The sequence below is a fragment of the Nocardiopsis alborubida genome (assembly GCF_012396365.1).
GTDB lineage: Bacteria > Actinomycetota > Actinomycetes > Streptosporangiales > Streptosporangiaceae > Nocardiopsis > Nocardiopsis alborubida.
This window is the reverse complement of sequence record NZ_JAAXPG010000019.1, coordinates 68,431-81,274: the sequence shown is the minus strand read 5'-3', so window position 1 is coordinate 81,274 and position 12,844 is coordinate 68,431. Positions and strand designations below refer to the sequence as shown.

14 protein-coding genes are annotated in these 12,844 nt (G+C 72.3%); 5 read left to right on the top strand and 9 right to left on the bottom strand.

Translation table 11 applies throughout. The features are described 5' to 3' along the window. Both HGB44_RS19965 and HGB44_RS19960 read right to left on the bottom strand, forming a co-directional pair. On the bottom strand, window positions 1–318 hold the full coding sequence (locus HGB44_RS19965; protein WP_013151193.1) for a hypothetical protein: 318 nt from the start codon (window positions 316–318) through the stop codon (window positions 1–3). 72 nt (window positions 319–390) lie between these two features. Then, window positions 391–1,341: a conjugal transfer protein gene (locus tag HGB44_RS19960; RefSeq protein ID WP_061078268.1), complete on the bottom strand. Its 951-nt coding sequence runs from the start codon at window positions 1,339–1,341 to the stop codon at window positions 391–393. A 484-nt stretch (window positions 1,342–1,825) separates the two neighbouring features. Between HGB44_RS19960 and HGB44_RS19955 the strand changes: the two genes are divergently transcribed. Then, complete coding sequence (locus HGB44_RS19955) at window positions 1,826–2,401, top strand: 1-acyl-sn-glycerol-3-phosphate acyltransferase (protein WP_061078269.1); 576 nt, start codon at window positions 1,826–1,828, stop codon at window positions 2,399–2,401. A gap of 55 nt (window positions 2,402–2,456) precedes the next feature. Here the strand turns inward: HGB44_RS19955 and HGB44_RS32500 are convergent, their stop codons facing one another. Then, window positions 2,457–2,657, bottom strand: a complete 201-nt coding sequence (locus HGB44_RS32500; protein WP_061078270.1) for a Txe/YoeB family addiction module toxin — start codon at window positions 2,655–2,657, stop codon at window positions 2,457–2,459. Between the two features lie 74 nt (window positions 2,658–2,731). Beyond that, the gene (gene ychF, locus HGB44_RS19945) at window positions 2,732–3,817 is read right to left on the bottom strand and encodes a redox-regulated ATPase YchF (RefSeq protein WP_061078271.1); all 1,086 of its coding nucleotides are present in this window, start codon (window positions 3,815–3,817) and stop codon (window positions 2,732–2,734) included. Between the two features lie 474 nt (window positions 3,818–4,291). Between ychF and HGB44_RS19940 the strand changes: the two genes are divergently transcribed. Then, window positions 4,292–5,272 carry an FkbM family methyltransferase gene (locus tag HGB44_RS19940; protein WP_061078272.1) on the top strand — a complete coding sequence of 327 codons (981 nt, stop codon included), beginning with the start codon at window positions 4,292–4,294 and terminating at the stop codon, window positions 5,270–5,272. A gap of 66 nt (window positions 5,273–5,338) precedes the next feature. Here HGB44_RS19940 and HGB44_RS19935 read toward each other — a convergent pair whose 3' ends face one another. Beyond that, window positions 5,339–6,037, bottom strand: a complete 699-nt coding sequence (locus HGB44_RS19935; RefSeq protein WP_061078273.1) for an alpha/beta fold hydrolase — start codon at window positions 6,035–6,037, stop codon at window positions 5,339–5,341. Window positions 6,038–6,341: 304 nt separating this feature from the next. On the opposite strand from HGB44_RS19935, the gene rmuC reads away from it, so the two are divergent. Together rmuC and HGB44_RS19925 are read left to right on the top strand one after the other, a co-directional pair. Next, window positions 6,342–7,766 carry a DNA recombination protein RmuC gene (rmuC, locus tag HGB44_RS19930; protein WP_061078274.1) on the top strand — a complete coding sequence of 475 codons (1,425 nt, stop codon included), beginning with the start codon at window positions 6,342–6,344 and terminating at the stop codon, window positions 7,764–7,766. A 35-nt stretch (window positions 7,767–7,801) separates the two neighbouring features. Further along, window positions 7,802–8,341: a DUF6542 domain-containing protein gene (locus tag HGB44_RS19925; protein WP_061078275.1), complete on the top strand. Its 540-nt coding sequence runs from the start codon at window positions 7,802–7,804 to the stop codon at window positions 8,339–8,341. Window positions 8,342–8,459: 118 nt separating this feature from the next. Here HGB44_RS19925 and HGB44_RS19920 read toward each other — a convergent pair whose 3' ends face one another. The 4 genes from HGB44_RS19920 to HGB44_RS19905 all read right to left on the bottom strand — a co-directional run bounded on the left by HGB44_RS19920 (window position 8,460) and on the right by HGB44_RS19905 (window position 11,573). Then, window positions 8,460–8,726: an exodeoxyribonuclease VII small subunit gene (locus tag HGB44_RS19920; RefSeq protein WP_061078276.1), complete on the bottom strand. Its 267-nt coding sequence runs from the start codon at window positions 8,724–8,726 to the stop codon at window positions 8,460–8,462. Between the two features lie 3 nt (window positions 8,727–8,729). Beyond that, window positions 8,730–9,962, bottom strand: a complete 1,233-nt coding sequence (gene xseA / locus HGB44_RS19915; protein ID WP_061078277.1) for an exodeoxyribonuclease VII large subunit — start codon at window positions 9,960–9,962, stop codon at window positions 8,730–8,732. A 148-nt stretch (window positions 9,963–10,110) separates the two neighbouring features. Continuing rightward, the gene (locus tag HGB44_RS19910; RefSeq protein ID WP_061078278.1) at window positions 10,111–10,623 is read right to left on the bottom strand and encodes a DUF3060 domain-containing protein; all 513 of its coding nucleotides are present in this window, start codon (window positions 10,621–10,623) and stop codon (window positions 10,111–10,113) included. A 134-nt stretch (window positions 10,624–10,757) separates the two neighbouring features. Then, window positions 10,758–11,573, bottom strand: a complete 816-nt coding sequence (locus HGB44_RS19905; RefSeq protein WP_061078279.1) for a hypothetical protein — start codon at window positions 11,571–11,573, stop codon at window positions 10,758–10,760. 296 nt (window positions 11,574–11,869) lie between these two features. On the opposite strand from HGB44_RS19905, the gene HGB44_RS19900 reads away from it, so the two are divergent. Beyond that, window positions 11,870–12,841, top strand: a complete 972-nt coding sequence (locus HGB44_RS19900; RefSeq protein ID WP_210751905.1) for a 4-hydroxy-3-methylbut-2-enyl diphosphate reductase — start codon at window positions 11,870–11,872, stop codon at window positions 12,839–12,841. Window positions 12,842–12,844: the final 3 nt, after the last annotated feature.

The following is a 12,844-nucleotide window of genomic DNA, read 5'->3' as shown; positions in this document are numbered from 1 at the left end:
CTATTCGGTCGATACGCCCATCGCTCGGGCGAGCGCCACGGCGATGACCTCGATGATGCCGGGGACGTAGAACACGATCCCGATGAAGATCGCCAGGATGATGAACTGCGCGAACCTCGTGATCTCCCTCGTGAACAGGAAGAACACCGCCACGATGGACACGATGACGAGGAAGAGCGGCCCGAAGAAGCCCCTCAGGAAGTCGGCGAGGCCACCGGTGTCGGGGGCGTTCTCGGTGGTCTGCGCCGCGAGGAAGAGCAGGTCGGCACCTCCGGCGGCGTGGAACACGTCCGGTGTGGAGGACAGCAGGGGGAGCATGTCAGGCGCCGCCCCCCGGTGTCGTTTCTGGTGTGCGCATGGTCCTTCTCTTCTCCTTGCCTACAGGCCCCGTCATCCGCCGAACGAGCGCGGGGCACCCTGGATGTCACGCACGTGCCACTCGCTTCCGGAGTCCACGACGGTGACCAGGTAGTTCTGCGTGATCTGCCCGGTCTCGGTCCCGTCGGAGGCCGGGACGTTCCACCGGACGGTGGCCGCTACCTGTCGTACGTCATCATTCCCGGTCGAGGCCCGTGTTGGCACCGTGATATCGGGCAGTTCGCCAAATTCCAGACTGTTCTCCGGAAGCGGGGCGATAGTGACACCCGGTTCCACATAGCGCTCCAGGTGCGCCGGCTCCCCCGCGTAGGCCTCGAAGAAGCCGGACAGCACCTCCCTGAGCTGCTCCTCGGCCTCCGGGTCGGTCTCGAAGGCCGAGCCCTCGGGCAGGCTGGCCTGGGTCGGCGCGGCCAGCAGCGCCGGGGTACCCGAGACCACCAGGGCCTCCCCGTCGGCGTAGACCGGCACGTCCAGGCGCATGGGCTCGCCGTTGACGTCGGCCCGCACGACGACGAGGCCGTTGTGGTCGTCCTGCACGTGCACGGCGACGACCGTGAGGTTGTCGCCGGCGAGGCTGTCGGCGGGGACGTCCAGGGAGGCGGCCTCACCCTCGGGGACGAACCCCGCCAGGTCCGACAGGCGCGCCTCGGGGTCCGCGGTGTCGAGGTAGGCCTCGGCGAACCGCATGCCGAAGGCCGCCGCGGCGGTCTCCGGATAGGTCACCGTGTCGCCCTGTTCGGGTTCCTCGGAGGTGTCCGGAAGGGCGAACCCGCCGCGCAACGGGAACCAGATGCCGTTGAAGACGACGACGATGATGAACGCCCACAGGACGGCGCGGCCCACACCGACCCACCAGCGCCCTCCGGCTCCGGCCCGGGGCCGTCGGCCGCGGGGGGCGTCGAGCCCCACACCGCCGTCATCCGGCTCACCCGCGGCGGCACCGCGCCGCGACGCCTTCGCCATCCCCGCCTCCTGCACCCAGGTCCGTGCCGCCCGCTTCGGACGGCGTCTTCGCCATGCCCTTGTCTACCCCATCCCTATAGTGAGGCATTGTGCGGGTTGGGAGCGTCCTTGGTGACTCCGCGTTTCCCCGCCAACCGCACATTACGCACATGGGCTTAACTTCCCAAAAGGTGCACATCACGGCAAGAGTTGCACTAACTACCGCCGCGGTCACACACTTCGCCGCAATTATGGTCGGACCGGAAAGAGATTAGTTCCCCCGAGGGCAGCAAGATGTGTCCCCGCGGACCGGGAAACCGTTGACGGGATGTGACCGGGCCCCGGACTGCCGTGTGCCCGTTCCCGCGTTGGCCCGGCCGCCCGCCGGTTCCCGGCCGTGAACGCAGGCGGGCGCCCACCAGGGCGCTTCCCCCGGCTTCGGGCCGATCCGGCCCCGAGCACGGACCCACCGTGTGGGCCCGGGGGCGTGCCCTAGATTGGCGGCATGCTCCGATACCTCGCAGCCCGGGTGTTCTGGTCCCTCAGCCGGTGGAAGCTGGCCACCGAGCCCAAGCCCGACCGCCCCACCGTGCTGATCGGTGCCCCACACACCTCCAACTGGGACTTCGTGCTCATGCTCGCCATCTCCTGGCGTCTGGGCCTGGAGCTGCACTGGCTGGGGAAACAGAGCCTGTTCACGGGCTGGCGCGGCCCGGTCATGCGCGCGCTCGGCGGAATCCCCGTCGATCGCGCGAACCCCGGCCGGGTCGTCGACGACGTCGTCCGGCGCGTGCGGTCCCGCGAGACCTTCGGCCTGGTCATCACCCCCGACGGCACCCGCGGAGCGCACACGCGCTGGAAGTCCGGCTTCTACCGCGTCGCCCGCGAGACGGGGATGCCGGTGACGCTCGGTTTCGTCGACCGCACCACGATGACCACCGGGCTCGGCCCGACCTTCGAGCTGACCGGCGTCGTCGCGGAGGACATGGGCCGCATCCGCGCCTTCTACGCCGACAAGGCGGGGCACAGCCCGGAGCGGCGCGTCGAACCGCGCTTGCGCGATGAGGGCGGCGCCGGCTGACCCCCGTCCGGGCCCGACGATCGACCTCTCGCCACGAGACGGAAACCGTCGGCCGTCAGTAGTGGTGGCGAGCGGCGGTGACGACGGTCCCGCGCCCCGTGGCGACGCAGACCAGGCGGTGCCCGTCGTCGATGTGCCGTGACCAGGCGCCGGGCAGGTGGCGCTTCAGGGACTCCGGCCTGCCCATGCCGGTGAAGGGGTCCCGGCGGATGTCCTCGGTCAGCTTGCTGGTCCGGGCGAGCGCCCCGCGACACACGACAGGGGCCGCGGACCCGGGCGCCGGAGGTTCGGCGCGGGTCCGCGGCCCCTGTTCACGGGTGCGCGGCGCGGTCAGACGTTGAAGCGGAACTCCACCACGTCGCCGTCGGCCATCACGTATTCCTTGCCCTCCATGCGGACCTTGCCCGCCGCGCGGGCGGTCTGCATGTCGCCCGCGGCGACCAGGTCGTCGAAGGAGACCACCTCGGCCTTGATGAAGCCGCGCTGGAAGTCGGTGTGGATGACCCCGGCGGCCTCGGGGGCGGTGGCGCCCTTGCGGATCGTCCAGGCGCGGGCCTCCTTGGGCCCGGCGGTCAGGTAGGTCTGCAGGCCCAGGGTGGCGAAGCCGACCCGGGCGAGCTGGGCCAGGCCCGACTCGGTCTGGCCCATGGACTCCAGCAGCTCCTGCGCCTCGTCCTCGTCCAGCTCGGCCAGCTCCGCCTCGATCTTGGCGTCCAGGAAGATCGCCTCGGCCGGGGCGACGAGCTCCTGGAGCTTGGTGCGCAGCGCCCCGTCGGCCAGCTCGTCGGTGTCGAGGTTGAACACGTAGATGAACGGCTTGACCGTGAGCAGGCTCAGCTCGCGCAGCCGGTCCAGGTCCACGCCCTTGGCCGCGGACAGCGAGGTGCCCCCGTCGAGGACCTCCTGGGCGTCGCGGGCGGCCTGGAGCAGCTCCTGGGCGCCCTTGTCCTTGGCGTTGCGCTTGGCGTCCTTCTCCAGGCGGGGAAGCGCCTTCTCCAGGGTCTGGAGGTCGGCCAGGATCAGCTCGGTGTTGATGGTCTCGATGTCGCGGGAGGGCTCGACGTCGCCGTCGACGTGCGTGACGTCGGGGTCGTCGAAGGCCCGGATCACCTGGCAGATGGCGTCGCTCTCGCGGATGTTGGCCAGGAACTTGTTGCCCAGGCCCTCACCGGTGGAGGCGCCGCGCACGATGCCCGCGATGTCGACGAAGTCCACCGTCGCCGGGATGACCTTCGCCGAGCCGAAGATCTCGGCCAGCTTCCCGAGCCGGGCGTCGGGAACGCCCACGACCCCGACGTTGGGCTCGATGGTCGCGAACGGGTAGTTCGCGGCCAGGGCGTCGTTCTTGGTCAGCGCGTTGAAGAGGGTGGACTTGCCGACGTTGGGCAGGCCGACGATCCCGATAGACAGACTCACAAGGTCAGAGTCTATGCGGACCGGCGGGTGGGCGGTCCAGCCGTGTCCGGCTCCCGGTCGCCCCGCCCGGGGCCGGAGACCTCCCCACCGCCGCCCCCGGCCCGGTCAACGGGCCGGGTCCCGCCCCGGACGGCGGGGCGGAAGGCGGGACGCGGGGCCTCGGGCGATACCGGACCGGAAAAACAGGGCCAATCGCCGAAACGCAGTGCACAGGAGACGCTACTCACAGTAGGTTCGACAGATGCTGCCGGGAACCGGGGCGGCGACCGTCCGGTGCGCGGGCCGCCCGTCGCACGCACGGCTCCGCCTTCCCGGACCCGGACCGACACACCGCCGCTGGCTCGGCAGGCGCGCGGTGCGGCGACCGGTGGGAGGACCGGCCCCGGACCGCGTCGGACGAGGGCGCCGGAGCACACGGCTGACGCCGTGGACCGGCGCTCCCCGTCGCAGCACCTTTCCTGGGGGGAGACAACCGTGGTCACCGACCAACTGAGGGCGCTCGTGCGCCGCTACCCGCTCGTACGCTTCGCGGCCCGCAAGATCCGCGTCCGGCTGCCCAGACGGCTGGGCGGGCTGGACCCGGACCGGGTCCCTCCGTGGACCCGCGAGGTGGTCTTCTCCCTGCCCCGCCTGGACTCGGACACGCGCCGGATCGGCCCGGACGGCCTCTCCCTGCGGCTGCCCGGCGACCTCACCGTTCCGCGGCGACTGGCCGCCTTCGGGCTGGCCCGGCACGAGCCCGACAGCCTGGCCTGCTTCATGGCGATGCTCGACCACACCCGCCCCGGCGCGGTGTTCGACGTGGGCTCCGGGGTGGGGGTGTACTCGCTGCTGGCCGCCGCGCGCACGCGCCGCCCGGTGTTCGCGTTCGAGCCCACCCCTGAGATCGCCGCGGCGGCCCGGGTGGTGTCCTCGTCGGCGGACCTGGGCTTCACCGTGGTGGAACTGGCGTTGAGCAACCACACCGGCACCGCCCACCTGCGGCGGGCCCGGCACAACGACATGTGCAACACGCTGGTGCGCTCGGCGCGCACCGACCTGTCGCACATCACCGTCGAGGTGACCACCCTGGCGCGGTGGAACGAGGACGCCTCGGCCTTCCCGACCGTGCTCAAGATCGACACGGTCGGCACGGAGCCGGACGTGGTCGCCGGAGGGCTGGAGGTCCTGCGCCGCTACCGGCCGTGGATGCTGGTGAAGGTGCGGCCCGACCGGGGCGTGGAGGAGCGGCTCATGGCGCTGCTCGACCCGCTGGAGTACACCTGGTACCCGGTGAGCGGACCACCGCCCTACGAGCCGCGCCCGGAGATCTCGGGCCGGGCCTCCCCCGCGTGGGAACGGATGTGGCTGTTCACGCCGGAGCCGGTGACGGAGGAGTTCTGGCCCTCGGTGCGCGGCTGGCGCAGGGCGCTGGAGTCCTGCCGTCCCGGCTCCCGGGGGAACCCGGACCCCTAGGTCGTGCTCCTTGGACCGTTTCGGGCTCGCGGGCTCGCTGACCCGGAAGCCCCCGCGGAACACCCCCTAGAGCCACCCCTCCAGTGCGGCGAGGAACCCGGGCAGGTTGTCCCGGTGGACGCAGTGCCCGGCGCCCTCCACGACCCGGACGGTGAAGCCGCGCCGGGTCAGCTCGTCCGCGGTCTGGGGCGTGACGGTGACGCTGTCGCCCGCGCGCAGGACGAGGGAGGGTACGACCGGTTCGCCGGGGAGGAGGTCGTGACCGGCGATCTCCTCGGCGACGAAGTCGAAGAACTCCGGGTCGAAGGCGGCGAAGCCCCTGACCTCCCTCTCGACGTCGTCGTCGGTCCACCTGGGGTTGCTCTGGCGCACGCGTGTGGCGTCGGCGGTGACGAAGACGCGGCGCACGCGCTCGCCGGCGTCGGCGTGCATGGGGGGCAGGCGGAACGCCGGGTCCACGTACACCGCGCGGGCCGGGCGCAACCGCTCCACCGCCAGCGAGAGCGCGACCGCGCCCGTGGAGTGGCCGATGGCCAGGTCGGCCCCGGTGGGCAGGGAGTCCGCCAGGTCGTCGCCGAGCGCCGCCACGGAGTAGGCGCCGCGCGGGCTGCTGCCGTGGCCGCGCATGTCCACGCTGACCACCCGGCGGCCGCGTTCGACCAGCGCGTCCTCGACGGCGTGCCAGGTCTCGTGGGTGGCCATGGATCCGTGGACGAGGAGCACGGTGAGGTCTCCGGTGCCGCGGGTGTAGGTCTCCAGTCTCATGGGAGCGGGCCTCCTGGGGAAGTGAGGGACTGCCAGGTACGGGGGCCGGCGAGAGGTGCTCCGGCCCCCGTACGGAGACCTCAGGTTCTCGAAAACTTTTGCACAAGGGAAGTGAATGACCGGAAGCGGCCTCGTGTCCGATCCCACTCCCCTTCGGGGCTCCGTACCGTTCGGGTCCGCGCACCGAAAACCCGTCCCCGCGGAGCCCGGGGCCGGCGGACATGCCGGACTTGGCGGGACTGCTCACCGATGTCCTGCGTGGCGGGGGCCCGCACGACGGCGCGGGCTGACACCATGGACGGCCATGAACGGCCTCGCACTCGTACTCATGCTCCTGATCGGTCTGGCGGTCGGCACCGCCGTGGGCTGGGTCCTGGCCCGCGGCCGGGAGGCCGAGACTCGGGCCGACGCCCGCGCGGCCCAGGAACGGGCGGCCTACGTGGAGGAACAGCTCGCCGACCGGTTCCGCGCCCTGTCCGCGCAGGCCCTGGACCAGACCAACCAGCGCTTCATGGAGCTGGCGGAGGGACGGCTGCGCGCGGTCAGCGCCGAGGCCGGGGGCGACCTGGACGAGCGGCGCCGCGCGGTGGAGCGCATGGTCGAGCCGCTCACGCGGACCCTGGACCGGGTGGAGCGCCAGCTGCGGGAGGCCGACGCGGGGCGCGCCGCGGCCCACGCGGAGCTGGCCAAGCAGGTCGAGTACGTGCGCGAGGGCTCGGAGCGGTTGCGCGACCAGACGCAGTCGCTGGTGACGGCGCTGCGGCGGCCCGAGGCGCGCGGCCGGTGGGGCGAGCTCCAGCTGCGCAGGGTGGCGGAACTGGCGGGGATGGGCTCGCACTGCGACTTCGAGGAGCAGGCCGCCACGCGCGACGGGTCGCAGCGCCCGGACATGGTGGTGCGCCTGGCGGGCGGCAAGAACATCGTGGTGGACTCCAAGGTCCCGCTGGCGGCCTACCTGGACGCCGTGGAGGCGGGCGCGGAGGAGGCCGCGCGGCACCTGCGCGTGCACGCCAGGCACCTGCGCACGCACGTGGACCAGCTGGCGGCCAAGGCGTACTGGTCGGCGTTCACCCCCGCGCCGGAGTTCGTGGTGCTGTTCATCCCCGGGGAGGCGTTCCTGGCCCCGGCCCTGGAGTACGACCCGGAACTGCTGGAGTACGCGATGGGGCGGCGGGTGCACATCGCGACGCCGACGACGCTGATCTCCCTGCTGCGGACGGCGCAGTACGCCTGGCAGCAGGAGGCGCTGAGCGAGAACGCGCGGGCGGTGTTCGACCTGGGCAAGCAGCTGCACGAGCGGCTGGGCACGCTCGGCGGGCACGTGGAGGGGTTGGGCCGGGCCCTGACCCGGACGGTGAGCGCCTACAACCAGACCGTGGGGTCGCTGGAGAGCCGGGTGCTGGTGACGGCCCGCCGGTTCGGCGAGCTGGGGCTGGTGGACGGCGAGCTGGACCGGCCCGTGGGCGTGGAGGAGCGTCCGCGCGCGGTGGTGGCGCCCGAGCTGTCGGACCAGGGCGGCACCGGGGCAGGCTCTGGAGGCCGGAGTGGTCCGGGATCCGGGGGGCAGAGGAACGGAACGGACGTTCGTCGCGAAACATCGGAACCACAACGGCCCAAGCCGGTGTCCAACGGGGAGGACGGCGTGTTCGTCGCGGATGGGACAAGCAGCCGGAAGGACGACACGATCCATGGAAAAGACACCGAACATTCACGAGAAGTGACACACTAAACACCGTGAGCAACACACTGGGGAGGCGGACGGCTATGCCCCCGCGGAAGGCGGACGGCCCCGAACGCGGGCGCGCACCGTACTTCGTGCGGCCCGACGGTCGCGTCCGGGACGTGCCGCATGTCAGGAAGAGGGAGCGCCCGGTGTCGAGTCCGAAGGAGAACGCCCCCGGGACCCCGCCCCGCCTGACCGGACGCGGCGGTGTGCTGGCCATCATCGTGTTCAGCTTCGCCGGGGCCATGGTCTCGCACTGGGCGGGCACCCCCGCGGCTCCGGGAGTCGCCTTCACCCTCGCCTGCCTGCTCGGTGCGTTCCTGGTCCGGCCCAGCGACCTGCTGTCGCTGTCGGTCAGCCCGCCCATCGCCTTCTTCGTCGCCGTGGTCGCCGCCGAGAGCGTGCTGGCCCTGGGCAGCGAGGGGTTCGCCCGGGTGCTGCTCCTGGGGCTGGCGTCGCGGCTGGCCGAGGTCGCCCCCTGGCTGTTCCTGGGCACGGCGCTGGTCCTGGTGATCGGGGTGTTCCGGGGCCTGCCCGGCAACATCCGCGACCTGGGCGACCAGCTGAACGGCCGCAGGTAGGACCAGGCCGCGCGGCTCGGCGCGGAAGGCCCGGCGCGGGCGGGTCAGCACGCGCGGAGGAGTGCACCGCACGGGCCGCGCGCGTCCCGGGACGCGGACCGCGAGGCGGCCCCGGACCTCAGAAGGGCGTGTCGCCGTCCCCCGGTTCGTCCCCCCGGCGCTCGTCCATGGCGGCGGCCAGTTTGGCGCGGGCGCCCTCCAGCCACTGCTCGCACACCCGGGCCAGTTCCTCGCCGCGCTCCCACAGGGCCAGCGAGTCCTTCAGGCTGAGTCCGCCCGACTCCAGCTGCCGGACGACGTTGTTGAGCTCCTCCCGGCTCTCCTCGTAGCTGAGCTCGGGCTCGGCGGTGCCCTCGTCGCGGGTCTTGGCGCCCTTGGCTGCCATCTCCTACCCCTCCTCGGAGGTGTCTTCGGTGTGGACTGACTCCACGGTTGCGGTCAGGCTGTCCTCGGCGAACCGTACGCGCAGGGCCTCCCCCGCGTCCGGTTCCCGGGCCGAGCGCACCACCGACCCGTCCTCGCGCTGCACGATCGCGTAACCGCGCGCCAGCGTGGTCGCCGGGGACAGGGCGTGCAGGCGCGCCCGGGTGTGACCGAGGCCGTCGGCGGACCGGTCCAGCGACACGGTCAGGCTCCGGCGGGCCCGGTCACGCAGGTCCGCGACCTGCTCGGCGAGCCGGTCGACCTCGCGCACCGGGCTGGCGAGCACCGGACGCGAGCGCATGCCCTCCAGCCAGGAGAGTTCGCGCTCCACCCCGCCCCGGAGGACCCGGCGGCCCCGGTCGCGGAGCTGGCGGATGATCTCCAGCTGCTCGCCGACGTCGGGAACCGTCCTCTTGGCGGCGTCGGTGGGGGTGGAGGCGCGCACGTCGGCGACGTGGTCGAGCAGCGGGGCGTCCTGTTCGTGGCCGATCGCGCTCACCACGGGAGTGCCCGCGGAGGCGACGGCGCGCACGAGGGCCTCGTCCGAAAAGGGCAGCAGGTCCTCCAGGGAACCGCCGCCCCGGGCGATGACGATGACGTCGACGTCGGGGTGCGAGTCCAGGTCCTTGAGCGCCTCCATCACCTCGCGCACGGCCCGGTCCCCCTGGACGGCGACCGGGCGCACCTCGAAGCGCACGGCTGGCCAGCGGCGGCGCCCGTTCTCCAGCACGTCGCGCTCAGCCGCGGAGTCGCGCCCGCAGATGAGCCCGACGGTGTTGGGCAGGAAGGGCAGGGGGCGCTTGCGCGCGGCGTCGAAGAGGCCTTCGGCGGTCAGGGTGCGGCGCAGCTGTTCGAGCCGGGCGAGCAGCTCGCCCAGACCGACGTGGCGGATCTCCAGGGCGCGCAGCGAGAAGGTGCCGCGGACCTCGTAGAAGTCGGGCTTGGCGTGCACGACCACGCGCGCCCCGGGTTCGGGCGGCGGGCTCTGCGCGTCCAGGACCGAGGTCTGGCAGACCACGCGCACCGACACGTTGGCGACGGGGTCGCGCAGCGTGATGTAGGCCATGCGGCCGCGCCGGTTCAGCTCGGCGATCTGGCCCTCGACCCAGATACGGCCCAGACGGCCGATCCACTGGCCGACGGCGTTGAGGACGACGCGTACCGGTTGCGGCGCCTCCGCGGAACTGTCCATGCCCATGCCAACCGAGCCTAGGCCAGGGCGGGGACAGTTCGGGGCAGGCCCGCCAGGAGCGGGGGCGGAGCGGCCGGGCGGGGTGGGGCAGGGACGGCCGGAGGTCGCCGGACGCGACCGGGCCGGGTGGGGCGCCGTGTGCGGAGCGGCGCGGTCAGGCGGTCGCGTCTCCGCCGGCGGAGACGGTGTTGTTCAGGCCGATGTCGGTGACGGAGGGCTCGCCCTCGGCGTGGTGGACGGTGTTGTCGGCGCCGGTCACCCGGATGGAGCCGGCGCTGCCGATGTGCACCGTCAGCTCGTTGCCCAGGATGGAGACCTCGCCGCACTGGCCGTTGAGGACGACCTCGGCCCCGCTCGCGGTCACGTTGACGTTCTGGCCGTCGCACTCCTCGGTGACGCTGCCCTCGACCGTGGCGATGGTGAGGTCGCCGGTCTCGCTGTCCACGGAGATGCCGCCGCCCTCGTCGAGGGTGACGCCGCCGTCCTCGTTGCCGACCGAGATGTCGCCGTCGGAGTCGACGGAGACCTCTCCGTCCTCACTGCCGACGGACACGCCGTCGGGGTCCACGGAGACCTCCTGGTCGGTCCCGGGGATACCGACCGAACAGCCGGTCAGCCAGAACGCGGTGGCAGCGAGGAGCGCGGCGGCGGGGGCAGCGGAACGCATGTGGTGTCCTTTCGGACGGGAAGCGCCGGTGTGGTCACCTCTATGACGTTCCGTACCGCCCCGCGGTTCCCGTGCCCAGCGGACGCGGCCGTCAGCGGGACCGACGGCGCTCCCGCCCCGGCGGTCCGCGCGCGTCAGGCCTCGGCCTCCAGCTTGGCGATGCGGTTGTCGTACATCCTGATGAACTCGGGGCGGCTCTGGTGGGCGACCTCGTAGGCGCGCAGCTCGCGGACCTGCTCGATGGTGAGCTTGCGCAGGCGTGCGCGGACCGAGGGCAGGGTGAGCTCGTCGTACGTGGGCACGGCAAGGTCCTCCAGGGAGGGGGCGGCCCCCTTGCGCACCCTCTCCAGGATCTCGTCGCTGCTGACCTTGGTGTGCGCCTCGGCGGCGGCGAGCTCCTCCGCGATGGCGGCGCCCTCCTCGGGGACGTCCGCGGTGGCGGGGGTGGCGGGCTCGGTCCGCTCCTCCAGGCCGCTTCCGGTCTCCTCGGTCCCGACCGGCTCGGCGGCCTCAGCGGTCGCCGGGGCCTCGGAGGTGGCGGGGGTCTCCTCGGGCTCCTTCTCGGCGGGCTTGACCGGCTCGGCGGGCTTCTCCCGCACGGCCTGCTCAGCGGCCGCGGGCTCCTGCTCCGCGGCGGGCCCGGCCTTCTCGGGCTCGGATCCGACGACCTCTGCCGCGGCGGGCTCCTCGGCCTTCGCCTCCGATGTCGCGGGCTCCTGCTCCGCGGCGGGCCCAGCGGCCTCGGCCTTCTCGGCCTCGGTCGCGACGGCCTCGTCCGCGGCCGTGCTCGGCGCGGTCACGTCCTCGGTCTCCGCGGGAGCGGGGGCGGGGGACTGGGGGGTCCCGTCCGCCTCCCGGGCCGCGGGCTCAGGCGTGGCCGCCGTTTCCTTGCGCCCGAAGATGCCCTTGACCAGGGCGACCAGCTTCGTGGCGAGCGTCGGGTTCGACATAGGACGGGGGCTCCTGGTGATCTCGGCGGGTGGGGTGAGCGGCGCGCGAACAGCCGACCGGCAGGGCCGAGGTGAGGGCGAACCGCCTGCAATGCGTGTGATGGTGAACCAGGATAGAGGAGGGAGGAACACCATGAGCAGGGGAGAAGTGAACGATTTCGCCACTTCGAGGCGCAACCGGATGCGCCCCGTTGCGGTACCGTCACCTTGGCGCCGGTCGCGCGCCGAAGCGGCCTGTTCAGTGCCGTCTCCCACACCCGGGTCGCACGCCGCCCAAGCCACCTAGGATGTAACACATGACTGCGATGACGACTGCCACGAACCAACGCCGTGTGCTCCTCGCCAACCCCCGGGGCTACTGCGCCGGTGTCGACCGCGCTGTCATCACCGTCGAGAAAGCCCTGGAGCAGTACGGCGCGCCGATCTACGTCCGCAAGCAGATCGTGCACAACACCCACGTGGTGCGCACCCTGGAGGAACGGGGCGCGATCTTCGTCGAGGAGACCGAGGAGGTGCCCGAGGGTGCCATCGTGGTCTTCTCCGCGCACGGCGTCTCCCCGGTCGTGCACGAGGAGGCGCACAGGCGCAGCCTCAAGACGATCGACGCCACCTGCCCGCTCGTCACCAAGGTCCACAAGGAGGCCAAGCGCTTCGCCTCCGAGGACCGGGACATCATCCTCATCGGCCACATCGGTCACGAGGAGGTCGAGGGCACCAGCGGTGAGGCTCCCGAGCACATCCAGATCGTGGAGAGCCCGGACGAGGTGCACAAGGTTCAGGTGCGCGACCCGGACAACGTGTCGTGGCTCTCCCAGACGACCCTGTCGGTGGACGAGACCACCCAGACGGTGGACGCCCTGCGCGAGCGCTTCCCGAACCTGCTCGACCCGCCCAGCGACGACATCTGCTACGCCACCTCCAACCGCCAGGACGCGGTCAAGGCGATGGCGCCCGAGTGCGAGCTGGTCATCGTGGTCGGCTCCGACAACTCGTCGAACTCGGTCCGCCTGGTGGAGGTGGCCCTGGACGCCGGCGCCGACGCCGCCCACCTGATCGACAACGCCTCGCTGATGGACGACTCCTGGCTGGAGGGCGTGACCACGGTCGGCGTGACCAGCGGCGCCTCCGTGCCGGACATCCTGGTGCGCGAGCTGCTCGACAAGCTGGCCGGACACGGCTACGGCACGGTCACCCCGGTGACCACCGCCGACGAGACGCTGACCTTCTCCCTGCCCAAGGAGCTGCGCCGCGACCTGCGCGCCGAGTAGCGC